Origin of the sequence: Paenibacillus taichungensis, from assembly GCF_047302525.1 — a bacterium.
In the GTDB taxonomy this organism is placed as follows: Bacteria; Bacillota; Bacilli; order Paenibacillales; family Paenibacillaceae; genus Paenibacillus; species Paenibacillus taichungensis_B.
On the sequence record NZ_CP168020.1, the window covers coordinates 1,255,997 to 1,271,459 of the forward strand.

General features: G+C 45.9%; 19 protein-coding genes, 1 tRNA gene, 1 pseudogene and 1 riboswitch. Of the genes and pseudogenes, 16 read left to right on the plus strand and 5 right to left on the minus strand.

Annotated features, from left to right (window positions below; genetic code table 11):
* Positions 1-21 precede the first annotated feature (21 nt).
* From ACDJ58_RS05605 to ACDJ58_RS05615, 3 genes are all read right to left on the minus strand, one after another.
* Positions 22-675: a hypothetical protein gene (locus ACDJ58_RS05605; protein WP_413376197.1), complete on the minus strand. Its 654-nt coding sequence runs from the start codon at positions 673-675 to the stop codon at positions 22-24.
* Between the two features lie 27 nt (positions 676-702).
* Positions 703-906 (minus strand): hypothetical protein, encoded by a 204-nt coding sequence (locus ACDJ58_RS05610; protein WP_063564423.1) that lies wholly within the window; start codon positions 904-906, stop codon positions 703-705.
* A 275-nt stretch (positions 907-1,181) separates the two neighbouring features.
* The gene (locus ACDJ58_RS05615) at positions 1,182-1,883 is read right to left on the minus strand and encodes an urease accessory protein UreF (protein WP_413376199.1); all 702 of its coding nucleotides are present in this window, start codon (positions 1,881-1,883) and stop codon (positions 1,182-1,184) included.
* A gap of 421 nt (positions 1,884-2,304) precedes the next feature.
* On the opposite strand from ACDJ58_RS05615, the gene ACDJ58_RS05620 reads away from it, so the two are divergent.
* Together ACDJ58_RS05620 and ACDJ58_RS05625 are read left to right on the plus strand one after the other, a co-directional pair.
* Positions 2,305-2,387: transfer RNA gene (locus tag ACDJ58_RS05620), tRNA-Leu, on the plus strand.
* A gap of 69 nt (positions 2,388-2,456) precedes the next feature.
* Positions 2,457-2,549, plus strand: a pseudogene (locus ACDJ58_RS05625) (hypothetical protein); the annotation flags it as partial.
* Here the strand turns inward: ACDJ58_RS05625 and ACDJ58_RS05630 are convergent.
* Positions 2,537-3,013, minus strand: coding sequence for a glutathione peroxidase (locus ACDJ58_RS05630; protein WP_024629320.1), 477 nt, complete (start codon positions 3,011-3,013; stop codon positions 2,537-2,539). The pseudogene ACDJ58_RS05625 and the gene ACDJ58_RS05630 overlap by 13 nt on opposite strands.
* 367 nt (positions 3,014-3,380) lie before the next feature.
* Positions 3,381-3,556: riboswitch (cyclic di-AMP (ydaO/yuaA leader) on the plus strand.
* A 117-nt stretch (positions 3,557-3,673) separates the two neighbouring features.
* Between ACDJ58_RS05630 and ACDJ58_RS05635 the strand changes: the two genes are divergently transcribed.
* Together ACDJ58_RS05635 and ACDJ58_RS05640 are read left to right on the plus strand one after the other, a co-directional pair.
* Positions 3,674-4,072 carry a hypothetical protein gene (locus ACDJ58_RS05635; RefSeq protein WP_413376201.1) on the plus strand — a complete coding sequence of 133 codons (399 nt, stop codon included), beginning with the start codon at positions 3,674-3,676 and terminating at the stop codon, positions 4,070-4,072.
* A gap of 165 nt (positions 4,073-4,237) precedes the next feature.
* Entirely contained in the window at positions 4,238-4,930 is a 693-nt protein-coding gene (locus tag ACDJ58_RS05640) for an HAD family hydrolase (RefSeq protein ID WP_413376203.1), read from the plus strand.
* A gap of 145 nt (positions 4,931-5,075) precedes the next feature.
* Here the strand turns inward: ACDJ58_RS05640 and ACDJ58_RS05645 are convergent, their stop codons facing one another.
* Entirely contained in the window at positions 5,076-6,371 is a 1,296-nt protein-coding gene (locus tag ACDJ58_RS05645) for an Nramp family divalent metal transporter (protein ID WP_413379489.1), read from the minus strand.
* A gap of 444 nt (positions 6,372-6,815) precedes the next feature.
* Between ACDJ58_RS05645 and ACDJ58_RS05650 the strand changes: the two genes are divergently transcribed.
* The 12 genes from ACDJ58_RS05650 to ACDJ58_RS05705 all read left to right on the plus strand — a co-directional run bounded on the left by ACDJ58_RS05650 (position 6,816) and on the right by ACDJ58_RS05705 (position 15,457).
* Positions 6,816-7,235 (plus strand): organic hydroperoxide resistance protein, encoded by a 420-nt coding sequence (locus ACDJ58_RS05650; protein ID WP_163756508.1) that lies wholly within the window; start codon positions 6,816-6,818, stop codon positions 7,233-7,235.
* A gap of 205 nt (positions 7,236-7,440) precedes the next feature.
* Positions 7,441-7,686 carry a zinc ribbon domain-containing protein gene (locus ACDJ58_RS05655; RefSeq protein WP_024629326.1) on the plus strand — a complete coding sequence of 82 codons (246 nt, stop codon included), beginning with the start codon at positions 7,441-7,443 and terminating at the stop codon, positions 7,684-7,686.
* A 99-nt stretch (positions 7,687-7,785) separates the two neighbouring features.
* Complete coding sequence (locus ACDJ58_RS05660) at positions 7,786-8,064, plus strand: hypothetical protein (protein WP_024629327.1); 279 nt, start codon at positions 7,786-7,788, stop codon at positions 8,062-8,064.
* 144 nt (positions 8,065-8,208) lie between these two features.
* Positions 8,209-8,631: a thiol-disulfide oxidoreductase DCC family protein gene (locus tag ACDJ58_RS05665; protein WP_413027409.1), complete on the plus strand. Its 423-nt coding sequence runs from the start codon at positions 8,209-8,211 to the stop codon at positions 8,629-8,631.
* Positions 8,632-8,729: 98 nt separating this feature from the next.
* Positions 8,730-9,593, plus strand: coding sequence for a DUF6612 family protein (locus ACDJ58_RS05670; RefSeq protein ID WP_413027408.1), 864 nt, complete (start codon positions 8,730-8,732; stop codon positions 9,591-9,593).
* 268 nt (positions 9,594-9,861) lie between these two features.
* Positions 9,862-10,245 (plus strand): VOC family protein, encoded by a 384-nt coding sequence (locus ACDJ58_RS05675; protein ID WP_413376206.1) that lies wholly within the window; start codon positions 9,862-9,864, stop codon positions 10,243-10,245.
* A 160-nt stretch (positions 10,246-10,405) separates the two neighbouring features.
* On the plus strand, positions 10,406-11,629 hold the full coding sequence (locus tag ACDJ58_RS05680; protein ID WP_413376208.1) for a ParA family protein: 1,224 nt from the start codon (positions 10,406-10,408) through the stop codon (positions 11,627-11,629).
* Positions 11,629-12,930 (plus strand): CpaF family protein, encoded by a 1,302-nt coding sequence (locus ACDJ58_RS05685; protein ID WP_413379491.1) that lies wholly within the window; start codon positions 11,629-11,631, stop codon positions 12,928-12,930. The genes ACDJ58_RS05680 and ACDJ58_RS05685 overlap by 1 nt, the downstream gene beginning before the upstream one ends.
* A 19-nt stretch (positions 12,931-12,949) precedes the next feature.
* Positions 12,950-13,717, plus strand: a complete 768-nt coding sequence (locus ACDJ58_RS05690) for a type II secretion system F family protein (protein ID WP_413379493.1) — start codon at positions 12,950-12,952, stop codon at positions 13,715-13,717.
* A 12-nt stretch (positions 13,718-13,729) separates the two neighbouring features.
* Positions 13,730-14,599, plus strand: a complete 870-nt coding sequence (locus tag ACDJ58_RS05695; RefSeq protein WP_413376210.1) for a type II secretion system F family protein — start codon at positions 13,730-13,732, stop codon at positions 14,597-14,599.
* Between the two features lie 11 nt (positions 14,600-14,610).
* On the plus strand, positions 14,611-14,799 hold the full coding sequence (locus ACDJ58_RS05700) for a Flp1 family type IVb pilin (protein ID WP_413376212.1): 189 nt from the start codon (positions 14,611-14,613) through the stop codon (positions 14,797-14,799).
* On the plus strand, positions 14,783-15,457 hold the full coding sequence (locus ACDJ58_RS05705) for a TadE family protein (RefSeq protein WP_413376214.1): 675 nt from the start codon (positions 14,783-14,785) through the stop codon (positions 15,455-15,457). The genes ACDJ58_RS05700 and ACDJ58_RS05705 overlap by 17 nt, the downstream gene beginning before the upstream one ends.
* Positions 15,458-15,463: the final 6 nt, after the last annotated feature.

A 15,463-nucleotide genomic window follows, 5' to 3' on the forward strand; every position in this document is an offset into this window, starting at 1 on the left:
GGTTCATGGCGTAGGATGAGTTCAGGAGCGCTTGTCCAGAATGTTGGAGTACTTCGGATAAAGTCTTCGGATGCAATCCGGGCAGATATCATGGGTGAATTCGGCATGGGTGTGCTTCTCCAAATAACTCTCAACAGAGTTCCAGCTGTCCTGTTCATCCTTAATCTGTTTGCAGACAGCGCAGATGGGAAGCAGTCCACGCAAGGTTCGCACTTCGGACAGGGCCTTCTTCAATTGGCGCTCTGTCTGTTTCTGTTCGGTAACATCCGTATGTGCAATCAATGCGAGATCAGACAGCAGGGATGGGTCGGCCTGAATCAATGGGGTGAGTTCCAGGCGGAACCACCGCTGTTCGTTGTGGGCAGTTTGAACGGAGATGTCGTATGTATAACTGTCTTTAAAAGGTGCAGTGATACTTTTCAACTCCTGAACAATCTTCGCATTCTTTGCTTTTTCCTCGCGTAATGTCCACCCCTCTACAAGATGAAGGTAATGAGGTGGTACAGGTGCTGTTCTGGAGGGGCCTGATACGCTTGGTTTGGGAAGCGATTGCCCGAGTCCATGTTGCCAAGCGGTGTTGCAGCTTCGAATGATCCAGTTGTGGTCGACGATGATAAGCTGGTGTTGCATGGACTGGAACGATAATCTCTCCAGATCGGATATTAAGTATCTCATGAAATGAGCTCCTCCTTGGCAGAAATCTTATCTTAAATCATCTGGAATTTCCAAAATGTCTGCGACCTGGTTCCTGAACCGGGTTGCTTTGCGTGTGCCGTGAATGAGATTGGACAGACGATATGGCGGAATGCCATACTGTTCACAAAATGTCTTTTGGTCGACCTGGAGTTCGGTTAGTCGGCGTTTAATGGCCCATCCGAAAGGAGTCACAGGTTTCTTTTTGTTCAAAAGGGTTCACCCCTCGTTGGAATGTAGTGTTCAGCTGGTTATTCTTGGTGTAAAATATATAGATATGCGAGCTGTATGTTTTATTATATACGTATTTGCGTCATCTAACAATTAAAAAAGACGGAAATAAGTGTATTTTAATATGTTAAATGGCGTAAATACGTTAAATATACAAAATAATTGACATAAAAAACACGCCAGCAATGAGGTTGCGGCGTGTTTTTATATTTTACTGTGTGAGGAGGTGGGTTGTATGAAGAAAAAGGGGATGGGAATTAGGCTCTGTATGCGTGAAGCCCTGCTCCAAGCATGTGAAAGCTTGGGAACAACGTTTTCGTGGACATTGAGGTTGGTTGTACCAGTCCATCCGCAGCAGAGGCGCTGACGGTATGCCATTCATGCTCCAGGTCTGCGGCCAGGCGAACCAACAGGTCCTGGGTTGTATCGGTGTTAAGGGGAATCGCTTTGGAGGCTTCAGTTATGCAGGCACTCATGGCTGAATGCAGATAACCAAGGACCGCCTCCTCGACAGGGATTTCGAGGTGGTGGTTAATCCAGGCGTGAACGGTGGAGAGGCAGCCAACGGATTCATACTTAGCCAGGGTTTGTTCGAGAAGGCTAAAATCAATCCAGGGGTGGAGTGCACGAGCCAGCTTAATCAGTCGTTTGCCCATTGTGGAGGCATGTTCTCTGAGATTGACTGGGGTCCGCTGGACATGGACAAGCTTGTCGATGAGGGCTGTACGCCATGCGTCATTGTGATCTGCGGCGGTGTATATGCCTTTAATCGCCATACCTTCCAAACGAACGATGCTGGGGTGCAATTGACAGCGCATGAATGATTCGAGATCTTCAGCACTACGAATGGTACCTTCAGCGATATGGGCATCCATACCGAAGGAATGGGTGAACCCTCCGACCTGGATAGAGGAATCAAGCAATTTGACATAATCGAGCAGCTTATTCCCACGGTTCACAATCTTTCGCCTCCTACGTTCGTTAAATGTAATATTAAATAACATTGATACTCCATTTTGATTCGCTTTATGTTTGTAAATCCGAATTATATGATATATATATTCACATAAATATCCGCTTTTTGTCAATAGTTTCTCGGTTTTTTAAATATTAAATCTATTAAATGTTATTTTATATAACTTTATGAGTTATATTATGCTGAGAGGATGTGAAGGATGTTAATACAAATAAAGTAGAGTGATCCGACTAATCGGATATATAAACGAGATCAAATTTAATCATATGCACTTCGTAGGAGAAAATGACGAGATTATACGATTTATGGAAGGAAAAGCGCAGTTAAAATGATATTAATAAAAATGCTTTACTTTTAAACAAGAACCGGGTATAATCAATTCTGTTGCCGATAATTTACGACATGCGGTCGTGGTGGAATGGCAGACACGCTATCTTGAGGGGGTAGTGGGTGTATACCCGTGGAGGTTCGAGTCCTCTCGACCGCATCATAAGAACGATTAAGAAGAAGCTTCCCGTATGGGGAGCTTCTTTTTTTATGTTTTTTTACAATACAGATGGTTCTAGACAAAAAAAGGTCACCCGTTTCCCTGAATGCATGTCATTCTGTCTGCCGGGGGCGGATGGCCTTCACTTGTTATTTAAGCAATTCTTTGATGTCTGCTTCAATTTTATCAGGTGTTGTTTTGGGAGCATACCGTTTCAGAACACGTCCGTTCTGATCCACAAGGAATTTGGTGAAGTTCCATTTGATGGCTTTGGAGCCGAGTACGCCCGGTGCTTCTTTGGTAAGATGCTGGAATAGAGGGTGAGCGCTTGAACCATTCACATCGATTTTCTCGAACATCGGGAAGCTGACACCATAGTTCATCTGACAGAACTCGGCAATATCATCAGAAGAGCCTTTTTCCTGTGCAAACTGGTTGCTTGGAAAACCAAGAACTTCAAATGGGGAATCTTTAAACTTATCCTGAAGCTCCTGCAGACCTTTGAATTGAGGTGTGAGGCCGCATTGGCTTGCTGTATTCACGATAAGCAGTACTTTGTCACGATAGTTGGACATTTCAACTTCCTGACCACGAAGGGTGTTCACTTTGTAGTCGTAGACTGACATGAAAATCTCCTCCATTTCATATTCTTCTTTCTTCTATTATATTGATTGCAATTAAATATTGCAAAATTAATATTGTTTTTTTAACTCAATTTAAGCTTGGCGTGTATGATCTGTGACTGATTTGCTACCTGAATTTCGCTAAAGAGAGAATTAGAGAGCTTTGAAGAGATGGGTAGAGAATGGATGTGTTGTAAGCGCTATTATTGATGTGAAATGGCAAAAATCCGTCGATTCGGTGATCTGCGCAGACTTTACACCAATATGGCACGGGTGTATGATTCATATCGTAATTCCAATTCTAATTAAATTTTACATGAAAAACGAAACAAACGATAATATCGCTCTGATTAATGATACTAAAGGAACGATGTTTTAATCGCTGAGTTTCCATTCATTCATGGGTGGGAAACGGGGGAACCAACAGGATGAACTGTCCAGGACAGTAGGCATCCATGGGGTGAATTTTCCGGTGACAGCCGGAAATAGGGCGACTCTCGCGCCCGAATCCGTCAGCTAACCTCGTAAGCGTTAAAGGGAGAGGCAACAAGCCGTACGCTGGTTCATAGTGTCTTTTTGCTATGGATTATTGAAGAAGCGTCCGGGAGGCCTTGGTCCCCCACGCTTCTTTTTTGTTGTCTTTTCACGCCAAGGGAGGAACGAATGATGGATAAAGAGATGATCTTAGTGACTGCTCCAAATGAAGCAGGACGTAAATTTATCAAATTGCTGATGTACAAAAAAATGCCGTTTGCCGTTCTGACCAACAGTGCAGGGGAAGAGCGCAGGCTCCGGAGAATCGGTGTGGAGCATGTCATTCGCATGAACACGGCTGCAGCTCAGAAATGGTTTTTGCCACAAGACAGTGTCGGCAATGTTTTTATTTTTGAAAATAGCCTAAACCTGACCTGTCGATATTTGCAGATCTGCCGCTCTTGGACATCCAAGTCCCTGTGTGTCATTACGGAACAAAGCCACCCCAAAGGGATCTATCGGGGAATGGGAGCAGACCGTATTGTATATTCCTTGAATGGGGAAGTTGGGTTTCTGCTTAATGGCTAGTCGCTAGTACTATTCCTGTGATTGATCCAGTGTCAGCTGCCTGTTATAATTGAAATCATAAATAAACGGAAACTTGAGGAGACTCATGCATGTTGGTGGGTCTTCTTTTTTATGGTTTGGGAAATAGGGATATGGATTTCCTGTGGCTAACGAGGAGGAATAGGCGTGCCGGATGTACGTGGAATACAATGGTTGTTCTTTGATGTGGGGGATACGCTCGTGGACGAATGGGAGCCGGTAGATGATATTATCGGTCAGTTCGTTCGTGAAGCTTGTGCGCTTGGTTATCAGGTGGAGATGCAGACGGTGCGAGATATATTTGCCGCCTCCTACCGAAATTACGAGCAATGGCCGATGAAATTGGCTATTCGTACCCTTATCAGCGATGAGGGGCACCGGGAACAGATACAGGAGAAGCTGAAGTTCCGCAAAGAGCTTGAGCGCCCCTTCGCGTCAGCCGACGCTGTTCTCAAGACGTTGTCGCAACACTATAAGATTGGTATCATTGCCAATCAGAGTCCGGGGACGGAAAATCGGCTGGATAGCTACGGCTTGCGCAAGTATGTAGATGTGCTAGCCTGTTCGGCTGAAGAAGGAGTGTCCAAGCCTGATCCTGAATTGTATGCTGTAGCGTTGAAACAGGCGGGATGTAAACCTGAGGAAGCGGTCATGATCGGCGACAGGATTGATAATGATATTATTCCGGCTAAGAAGCTGGGCATGCATACGATCCGGATTTTGCAGGGTTATGGCAGGTTCCAGCCGGAGCTTGCGGATGCAGAGCGTCCAGACTGGACTGTTGAATCACTGGAGGAACTTCTTCCATTGTTAATGGTAACTCAAAATTCAGACAACTAAATAAGAGCAAGCAGTATTTAAGATCTAATCGGTATGGATTAGGCTGCTGCTCAAACATATAAAAGGCTGATCGTCTCAAGGTATACGTTACTTGAGTTGATCAGCCTTTTTGAGTTAGACAAAATACCGCGTAATTCCATTTAACCTAAAACAACAGAATGGTCTGGATAATCAGATACACATTCAGGACAACGATAACTCCAGCAATGATCCAGGAGATGACTTTGAGCCACAGCTTGTTGGCAAAGGCCCCCATGCTTTTTTTGTCACTCGTAAACATCACCAGTGGAATGACGGCAAAGGGTAGCTGTAGCGACAGCACAACCTGGCTCAGAATCAGCAGTTCCTCTGTTCCGTGCTCTCCGGCAATGGCTGTTACGATGACGGCCGGAATGATTGCAATCAGACGTGTAACCAGTCGACGAAGCCACGCTGGGATACGAATGTTCAGAAAGCCTTCCATTACAATCTGTCCGGACAACGTGCCGGTGAGTGTTGAGTTCTGGCCGGAAGCCAGCAAGGCTACACCGAACAGGATGCTGGCGATGGTAGTACCCAGCAGAGGTGTCAGCAGATGGTATGCATCTGTAATTTCCGCGACCTGGGTCATACCTGCACTATGGAACACGGCAGCAGACACAATCAGGATGGCTGCATTGATGAACAGAGCTAGCGTTAAAGCGATGGTTGAATCCATGGTGGAATACAGAATCGCTTCTTTTTTCCCTTTTGGCGTTTGTTCAATCTGACGGGTCTGCACAATGGAAGAATGCAGATACAGATTATGGGGCATAACGGTTGCACCGATAATCCCGATGGCGATGTAGAGCATAGCTGGATTTTGCAAAATCTCGACATTCGGTACGAAACCATGCATGACGCCACCCATATCAGGTTTGGCGAGAAACAGGTCAATCCCGAAGCAGAGGGCAATGGTAGCCATCAGCACGATAACGAGCGATTCCAATGCGCGAAAGCCTTTATTTTGCAGTAAAAGAATGACCAGTACATCGACAGCGGTAATAATGACGCCGTATAACATGGGAATGTTGAACAACAGCTTGAGCGCAATGGCTGAACCAATAACCTCGGCAAGGTCGGTGGCTGCAATCGCAAGCTCACACAAAATCCATAACACTATTACAACAGGCATGCTGAACCGTTCGCGGCAGGCTTGCGCCAAATCCCGTCCTGTGACAATCCCGAGCTTGCCAGCGAGAGACTGCAATACAACAGCCATCAGGTTCGAAATCAGAATAACGGACAATAACGTATAACCGAATTGTGAACCACCCGCAATATCAGTTGCCCAGTTCCCGGGATCCATATATCCAACGGCAACGAGGTAACCTGGTCCAACAAAAGCTAGGAACTTTTTCCACCAAGCAGCGTTCTGAGGCACCTTCATGGAGCTGTGGGCTTCCCCGAGAGATGGGGCCATGCCCGCAGCCAATGGCTCATTTGAAGGAGCATTGAACGGATTCTTTTTACTCATAATATAATCACCCGACTTTGAAGTATTGATATTCTATATGAAGAGGAACGGTGTCATTCCTTTGATTAAATTTGAACTTTAAAACCAAAATCAAAAGCGTAATTAAACTACTTTTGATATGTCTAAACGTTTATGTCGATACTTACATTGTACTCCTTCAATTATTTTTGTCTAGTGCAACTTTTGTGTATGAGGACAAAATTTACCGGAGAGTGAATTGTGCCTTAGTATATTACCCAACCCTGGATAAATTACCTGTATTCATCCCCAATGCATGAAAAAGATAAAGATGTAAAAGCTGAATAAGGACCAACAACGTTTCAAAATGAGCCAGAAGTTTAAATTGAATTGTAGGCAACAAAAAACTTAAAGGTGAAGGAGAGATTCTTAATGGAAGCTTTATATACAGCAACAGCGACAGTCAAAGGTGGACGTACAGGTTCGGTGGCTTCATCGGATGGAGTGCTCAAGCATGATCTGAAAATGCCAAAAGAACTTGGAGGCTCCGGTGGTGAAGGAACTAATCCTGAGCAGCTCTTTGCAGCGGGATACGGTGCATGTTATGAAAGTGCTCTTGCCAATGTGGCACGTAAAGCGGGCGTGAAATTGGAGAATGTGGTGGTCACAAGTAATGTATCCATCGGCAAAGATCCGGCGGATGATGGTTTCCAACTGTCAGTACGTTTGGATGTGAGCATGCCTGGCGTGGATCACACTCAAGCAGAGGATCTAGCTCGCAAGGCACATGATTTCTGTCCTTACTCCAAAGCAACACGCGGCAATATTGATGTGGTACTTAATGTAGTTTAAGACCTGACTCTAAGGAGTGAAGGGAACATATGGAGCAGGGTATCTTTGGATACCTAATGTTCGAGTACAAGACCCTGCTGGCCTTCGGCAGGGTTTTGTATTTTATAATAGAGTTACGATGCAGGAGATTGCGGGTTGAACAGCGTACTATTTTACATAATCTACTCTTGCTTGAAGTCATACATTCGAATAAGGGGGAACGACAATGAGTATTGAAGAGATGATAGAACGACGATTTGTATGTACCAAATGCAGGGGTACGGATTGTAATATTAAGGAAGTATCCATGTCAGGAGCGGGACTTAGCAAAATGTTTGATATTCAGCATAATCATTATCTCTTCGTCGCCTGTTCTTCCTGTGGATATGTTGAAGTATTCGATCCGGATGTGTTGAAAGGGAAAAAACAGGGTCAGGTGGGCACCATTCTTGATATTCTATTTGGCGGGTAAATGTGCATTGAGTTGACATCGAACTAAAATTTCTTTAATATGATTTAGTACTAAGAAGTGTCAATGCATGAACCAAATTTGAATTAACAGGTGATATCCATGTCTTATAGACCGCGTATTGCAAATTTAGAATTAGCTAGTGGCAACAAGGAAGACGGATTGTATGAATTTAAAATGAAATTGGTAGACGGTACACAATGCCGTGTATTCTACTCCCATTCCCCGGAATGGAAGCTGACCAATATCAGCCGTCTACAGAAAACGCCTTGTCCGGTATGTCGCAAAGATTTCATTTGCAAATGCATGGACCAGTGGGCTGGTGACCTGCATCAACAGATGATCGACGACCAATGGATGGAAAAGGCAATTGCTGAGTAATTGCCGAAACAGATACGAGCGTGGGCATAGAGCCTGCGCTCTTTTTCTATTTTCCGTTACACTTAAATAAAATGTTGAGAAAGCGACCGGGATGACTCAAAACGGGTAAGTTATGCTAATAGCACATATGAGGAGGCCACGATTATGACAGCAAACCAAACGGATCAGCATCAGGGACACCCGATTGTGCTTGTGGACGGAGTCTGTCATTTCTGCCAAGGATTAACGAAGTGGATTATCAAGCGTGACCCTGAGGGGAAGTATCATTTTGCATCACTCCAATCGGATGTAGCGAAAAAATTGCTGGAGAATGGCAATCTGTCCACGGACAGCATGGACACTTTTGTACTCATTGAGGATGGAAAGTATTATACACGTTCAACCGCAGCGCTGCGTCTGGCCAAAGGTTTGAAATTCCCTTATCCATTATTGTACGTGTTGATTATTGTACCGAAATTTATTCGAAATGCCATATATAACATGGTAGCTCGCAACCGATATCGCTGGTTCGGTAAAGATGAAGCGTGTATGCTGCCTACACCCGAAATCAAGGATCGATTCCTTTAAAAGGCTAAGTGTGACAGATTGTATCGATGCCGATTGATTAATAACGGAAATAATTGGGTAATGAGTACGGATCAATTCTATTTTGGGAGGCAAATAACTTGAAGAAGTGGACTACATTAATTATTGGGGCATTATTAGCAGTAAGCATGACAGCTTGCGGAAGCGATGCAGATAACAGTACAGCAACGCCGCCAGCTGGAAACGAAACGTCTAACGAGGGCAATACAACTGCGGAGCAGGAGACAAAGATTCCTACATTGGACGAGTTAATTGAGAAAACGAATGCAGCGACTAAAGATATGAAAAGCTTCACTACGGAAGCCAATATCGATCAAAATTTGAAACTGGTGGCTGGTGAGCAGTCCCAGGATCAACAGGTGAAAACATCACTGAAGATGGATATCATCAAAGATCCGATGATGATCTATCAGGAGATGAAAATGGAAATGTCCGGACAGGAAGCGCAGAATGTGAAGCAGTACATCACTTCGGATAAGATTTATTCGCAGGTGGGGGACCAGTGGGTCAAAATTCCTGACGAGCAAACGAAACCACTGATTGAGCAGATGCAGGCAAGTATGAATCCGGAAGGTGAACTGGAGCAATTCAAAAAGATTGCCGAAGACACCAAAATAACGGAAGAAGGCGACAACTACGTCATTAACGCTGACGTATCCGGTGATAACGTGAAGGAACTGGCCAAAGCGGTTATGGAGCAAAACGGATCGGATGCCCAAACTCAAGCGATGCTTGATCAAATGAATATTACCAGCATGAAAATGAAATATATGATCAACAAAGAAACCTACCTGCCTGCAAGTACGGATGTTAACATGGTCATGGATATGGAGCAGGAAGGACAGAAAATCTCCATGGAAATGAAAATGACCAGCACGTTCTCTAACCATAATGGCGTGAAAGAGATCAAGATCCCGCAAGAAGCATTGGATAGTGCTAAATAATAAGCGCAAGGATAAGCGGGTGTGATTCTCTCTGATGAGAAGTTAACCTGGTAAAGTTGCTTATGATGTGGATCTTCTGGAGAAGGCACTTCTGATATGAATGTGTGTGAACCAACAGGTTCGCTGAATTCAATCAGGGGTGTTTTTCTTTTTTTTTGTATGCGTTGTGGTCAGAGTCCAAGGTGTTATAGTATAGTCGTGTAAGCGATTAAATTTAGAGTTGATGGGAAGTTGAAGGAAGGCTATTTCAGGCAGGAGGTCAAAAGAAATGATTGAATATGCACATATACACCATGTGAGTTTGGCTGTACGTGATTTGGAAGTTGCGAAGGAATTCTATTCCGGTTTGCTTCGTATGCAGGAGATTGAACGTCCGTCTTTCAACTCCACAGGCACCTGGTATGCCCTTGGTAGTCAACAGCTTCATCTGTTACAGCACCCGCAGGGACATACGCTTCGTGAGGCAGGGATCGATACAACAGATGGACATTTTGCGATCTGGGTGAAGAGTTACAAGGAGACTTTGGCCTGGCTGGAACAGCAGGGAATTGAGTATGAGGCAAGACCAGATAGTGTTGCCGGGTTTGCACAGATTTTTGTACTTGACCCGGATCGTAACATCATTGAGTTTGATGCCCCTTATCATTCTTGAGTGATTTGCGTTTGAATAAATCCCTTGCTCCCCCAGAAATTGTATGCTATATTATCCATACATTCATAGCACGTGACGGAAGCACCGTCCATACACTGCATATTCTTGCGGTTATTGGACGGTGCTTTTTTGTGCTTTTTTTGCAGGGAGGGAAGAAGAATTGATTGTTCTTAAGGCAGTACTGGCTTCCAAAGACAAAGAGTATATCAGCGCCTGGCTTGATTTTGTACAAGGGAGTCCTTCCGGCTCTGGTATACGATTTACCGCCTTTTCACAATGGGAACCGTTCAGGGATCACATGAATGAACAGGAAGGCAGGGAACTGCCGGATCTAGTGATTGCGGAACCGGAGTTTCTGAACAATTGGCTGGGTAACGGTGGAGAAACCTCGGGTATTCCATGGCTGATGCTTAGTGAAGGATTGGAAGAAGTGGATGAGGAAAAACGGCTGATGAAGTATCAACCTTTGCCTACACTGATGGACACTGTTCTCAATGCTTGTCGGCAGCCGCGCCGTAAGAAGGCCCATCGTCCAGGACAGGAGACGCTTTCTATTGGAGTTGTATCAGCTTCCGGCGGGAGTGGCAAAACTGCCGTGGCGATGCATATGGCGAAGCAACTGGGGCTTGCAGGATATGCTGTTCTGTATCTCAATCTGGAGACGTTAGATAGCTCGATGCCGTTTCTGGAGAAAGGTCTGTCTAGAAGTGGGCAGCGTATACCTGACGCAGAAACAGGACTGTCACGTCTGCTTTACGATTTGAAGGTGGGCAGGAAGGAATCAGGCAAACAGGGACAAGTGCAGTCTTCCTCCAAAGGGGTTGACGGATATGTGCTTCGTCACGAAGCGTTGAAGTCGGATGTATTCTGGCCGTTATCGAATCGAAAGGAACTGCTGCAAATGTCCCGTGAAGATACGAAGAGCCTGATCCGTTATTTGGCTGACTGCGGGCAATATGATGTGCTCATTCTGGATGGGGACTCAGGTTGGGATGGACGAAGTGATGGGATTTTCGATGCAGCCGATGCATTCGTGTGGCTGGTTGAGGATGACATCTCTTCTATGCACCGCTGGGGTCAATGGATGCAGCATATGGAGCGTACGTGGCCGGATCTGCATGAAAGTGTACTGGATCGTGCCCGTTTCATTGTGAACAAGTATCGGGACAACGTCATCAATGCCTTGCCAAGACCTGATCTGCATCTGGATGCTGTGCTGCCGTATATCCCTTCCTGGAAGCAGCTGAGTCAGGAGGAAGTGATGCTCAGCTCACCGATATTTCAACGTGAAGTGAAGAGGCTATGCGCCATGATCGTACAGGATGGGGAAGAAGAACTGAAGCAGACAGGACGAATCCAAAAGGGTGATGGTTGGTCGCTATGATGGATTCATCCAAGATGATACTGGACCGTGAAGAGCAGTTTCAGATCATGCGTCGCGAGGTCAGGGCTGGCCTCGATTTAACGTCGTCTGCGGGAGACGAAGAACTCTGGCAGGGAATTGAGCGTAAAGTGCTCTCTGATCCGAAACTGGATGATCTGACCTCCGGGGAGCGTCATACGCTTGTGCAACGGTTATTTGACTCCTTTCGAGGGCTGGATATTCTGCAACCATTGGTTGATCATCCCGAAATTACGGAGATTATGATCAACAGCCACCGGGAGATTTTCGTTGAGCAGGAAGGTGAAGTCAGACAGATCACGCTGGAGTTCGAGTCTAGGGAACGATTGGAAGATATTATCCAGATGATTGTATCCGGGGTGAACCGGATTGTGAACGAGTCTTCTCCAATCGTGGATGCCAGGTTGAAAGACGGCTCGCGGGTCAATATCGTGCTGCCTCCGATTGCGTTGAAGGGTCCCACCATGACGATTCGGAAATTCCCGAGTGAACCGATGAAGATGTCCGATCTGATTGGTAAAGGTGCCCTGCATGAGGAAGCGGCAGAATTGCTGCAGCAGTTGGTACGCAGCAAATACAATATTTTTATTGGCGGCGGAACGGGGTCAGGGAAAACCACTTTCCTAAATGCATTATCTCAGTTTATCCCTGCGGATGAACGGATTATCACGATTGAGGACTCTGCTGAATTGCAGATTGTCACGGTACCCAATCTGGTATCGCTAGAGACGCGTAATGCCAATACCGAGGGCAAGGGGCAAATATCTATTCGTGACCTGATCAAGTCATCCTTGCGGATGCGTCCAAATCGAATTGTCATTGGTGAGGTGCGGGGAGCAGAAGCGCTGGATATGTTGCAGGCCATGAACACTGGACATGATGGAAGCTTGTCTACCGGACACGCAAACACGATCTCCGATATGATCAGCAGATTGGAAACCATGGTGCTCAGCGGAGCGGATCTTCCCATTGCGGTTGTCCGGCAGCAGATCAGCTCGGCCATTGATATCTTTGTACATTTATCCCGGCTGCGCGACCGTTCACGTCGGGTGACCGAGATTAGCGAAGTGATTGGCATGCATGACGGAGAAGTGCTGCTCAATCCACTGTTTCGTTTCCAGGAAATCGAAGAAAAAGAAGGCAAGATTATTGGCGGACTCGTGCGAGTTGGAACGCTGAGACAAGTGGATAAAATTCAGATGGCTGGGCTAGGGGAATGGTTGAACGAGTACATAGAACGCAATAGTGATGAGTTAGATAAATCGGATAACAACGTTAATTAGATGATTTTATTGGTAGGTGATGAAGTTGGGTGAGGCCAGGCAGGCGTTAACGGACTACACCGTATATGTGCTATCCCGGAGACAGCGGATTGTCTGCATGCTGATTAGTGGTTTGTTGTTCTTTGGTGTCGGTATTCTGTTCTATCATCACTGGTTGGCCGGATTGATATTGGCTGCGGGTTGTATATGGGTACCAAAACACTGGACAAAAGTACTGCTGGAACGAAGAAGAATGACTCTCAGTTTACATTTTAAGCAGGCATTATATGCGTTGTCCTCCGCGCTGGCTGCGGGAAAATCGGTAGAGAATGGATTTAAGGAATCAGTAGAGGATCTGCGCATGCTGAATCCTGAGGCGGATACAGATCTCATTCGTGAATTCACCATTTTGAGGACGCGGATGGAGTATGGCCAGCCCATTGAAGAGGCGCTGCAAGACTTCTCGGATCGGGCCAAAATTGAGGATATCACAAACTTTGCCGATGTGTTCATCACTTGTAAGCGAACGGGTGGAGATCTGGTCGAAGTGGTGAGGCGAACCTCTGCGGTCATTGGTGAGAAGCTGGATATTCAGCAGGACATCATGGTAGCAGTGGCACAGAAGAAGTTTGAATCCAAAGTGATGTTTGCCGCTCCATTTATTTTTCTAATTTTTCTGAACTTTACGGCAAAGGATTTTATGGAGCCGTTATACAGCGGGATGGGATATATGATCTCCAGCGGGGCATTGGCGTTACTTGCCTGCTGTTATTTGTGGATTACACGCATTATGGATATCAAAGTATAAGGAGCTGACACGATGCTGCTTCCCGTTATTTTCGGAGGGGTGCTCGGAGCAGGGTGGCTGGTGCTGGATCGAACCCGAGGGCAGACCTACCGACATTTGCGCAAACTGGATATGGAAGGATTACGTCTGAAGAAGCTGCATGGACCCTTTTTGTATTTACTGGACAAGTTCGAGGTGGGCCGTAGGTTGCCTGTGCTCATGTTCCGCATGCAGCATGCCATTCAGAAAATGTATGGCATACAGCACAGTGGAGAGAAAACGATGCTCTACTGTGCTGAAATGCTGACTTACTCATGGCTGATGTTGCTCGTAGGCTGCCTTTTGTCGCTCGTTGGGGACATGGGGCTTGGCGGTATGGTAGGTGGATTGGCACTGGGTGTTGCACTGCCCTTCGCCCTTTACAAAGACCTTAACACCAAAGTACAGCGAAGAGATCAGGATATACTCATGGAGCTGCCGGAGTTATTGAACCGAATTGTCTTGCTGGTTGGTGCGGGAGAAACGGTACAGCGTGCCATTGTTCACTGTGTAGCCAGTCAGAGAGAACGGGATCACCCCCTCTATAATGAGCTACGAAAGACAGTGGACGACTGGAACAACGGTTACTCGTTTCAACAATCCTTTGAACAGTTCAGTCGCCGCTGTGGTGTGCAGGAAGTTACGATATTTACAACAACAATGCTGCTGAATTTCCGGCGAGGGGGAGGTGACTTTGTATTGGCCCTGCGGGATCTGTCCCATGTGTTGTGGGAGAAACGTAAGGCCGTTAGTCGGGCTAAGGGAGAACAAGCTTCTTCCAAACTGGTGTTTCCGATGGTACTGATCTTTTTTTCGATTGTGGTGATGATCGGAGCACCTGCTTTTATGATGATGAATATGTAGGAGGAATTGGGATGCTGGAATTGATGAAAAACAAAGTAACTGGATTTTGGAAGGAAGAGGACGGACTCGGTACGCTGGAGCTCATTCTGATCATCGGCGTTATTATCATTATTGCTTTGATTTTTAAAGACCAAATTAAGACGTTGGTAACCAGGTTGCTTGGTCAAGTTAGCGACAAAAGTAATGAGTTCTTCGAATAACAAATTCAAAAAGGAAGAAGGGAGCTTCACCATTGAAGCCTCCCTGGTCTTCCCTATTGTGTTGTTTATTCTCGTCTTGATCCTCTTTTTCTCCATGTACATGTATCAGAAGACATTTCTGAACCAGCATGCGTATGCAGCTTCTGAACGTGCCGCCTACAGCTGGGACAACAGCCACAAGCAGGCGATGACGGGTGAAGTTGTGGCTGGTCAACATGACAACCTGTACTGGAGACTGACCGATGATCGATTGCTTGGAGCACTTTTTGGTTGGGCGGGAGCGGACAATGAGGTTATTGTGTCTGTACCCGCAGGGGAAGGCGGAAGTCTATCGGAAAAGAAACTGTCCCAAGCCGCACAAGGCATGCCTTCTGGCATGAAAGGGACAATTGAATACCAGAACTCGCTGATCCAACGAAAAGTTACAACCAAGCTGGAGCAGGTGATTTCTTTACCGCTGCCTTCTTTTTTGTTTGATTCAGGTAACAGTGTATTAACACAAGGGCCATCTGCAGTTGTAGAGCCTACTGAATTCATCCGAACGGTGGATCTGGTCCGTTATTATGCGGCTAAGTTTAAAGGTAAAGGCGGAGCCGCAGCCAGTACTGCCGCTGAAGCAGGACAGGTTGTACAGCATTTTGGCAAAACCAAAAAATGAGGAAAG

What these genes read in the sequence shown, in the direction of transcription:
- ACDJ58_RS05650 (WP_163756508.1), top strand. Translation starts at nt 6,816, where the DNA reads ATGGAAGCTTTATATACAGCAACAGCGACAGTCAAAGGTGGACGTACA.
- ACDJ58_RS05665 (WP_413027409.1), top strand. Translation starts at nt 8,209, where the DNA reads ATGACAGCAAACCAAACGGATCAGCATCAGGGACACCCGATTGTGCTT.
- ACDJ58_RS05605 (WP_413376197.1), bottom strand. Translation starts at nt 675, where the DNA reads ATGAGATACTTAATATCCGATCTGGAGAGATTATCGTTCCAGTCCATG.
- ACDJ58_RS05635 (WP_413376201.1), top strand. Translation starts at nt 3,674, where the DNA reads ATGATGGATAAAGAGATGATCTTAGTGACTGCTCCAAATGAAGCAGGA.
- ACDJ58_RS05685 (WP_413379491.1), top strand. Translation starts at nt 11,629, where the DNA reads ATGGATTCATCCAAGATGATACTGGACCGTGAAGAGCAGTTTCAGATC.
- ACDJ58_RS05660 (WP_024629327.1), top strand. Translation starts at nt 7,786, where the DNA reads ATGTCTTATAGACCGCGTATTGCAAATTTAGAATTAGCTAGTGGCAAC.
- ACDJ58_RS05655 (WP_024629326.1), top strand. Translation starts at nt 7,441, where the DNA reads ATGAGTATTGAAGAGATGATAGAACGACGATTTGTATGTACCAAATGC.
- ACDJ58_RS05675 (WP_413376206.1), top strand. Translation starts at nt 9,862, where the DNA reads ATGATTGAATATGCACATATACACCATGTGAGTTTGGCTGTACGTGAT.
- ACDJ58_RS05645 (WP_413379489.1), bottom strand. Translation starts at nt 6,371, where the DNA reads ATGGCCCCATCTCTCGGGGAAGCCCACAGCTCCATGAAGGTGCCTCAG.
- ACDJ58_RS05700 (WP_413376212.1), top strand. Translation starts at nt 14,611, where the DNA reads ATGCTGGAATTGATGAAAAACAAAGTAACTGGATTTTGGAAGGAAGAG.
- ACDJ58_RS05690 (WP_413379493.1), top strand. Translation starts at nt 12,950, where the DNA reads ATGAAGTTGGGTGAGGCCAGGCAGGCGTTAACGGACTACACCGTATAT.
- ACDJ58_RS05695 (WP_413376210.1), top strand. Translation starts at nt 13,730, where the DNA reads ATGCTGCTTCCCGTTATTTTCGGAGGGGTGCTCGGAGCAGGGTGGCTG.
- ACDJ58_RS05705 (WP_413376214.1), top strand. Translation starts at nt 14,783, where the DNA reads ATGAGTTCTTCGAATAACAAATTCAAAAAGGAAGAAGGGAGCTTCACC.
- ACDJ58_RS05630 (WP_024629320.1), bottom strand. Translation starts at nt 3,013, where the DNA reads ATGTCAGTCTACGACTACAAAGTGAACACCCTTCGTGGTCAGGAAGTT.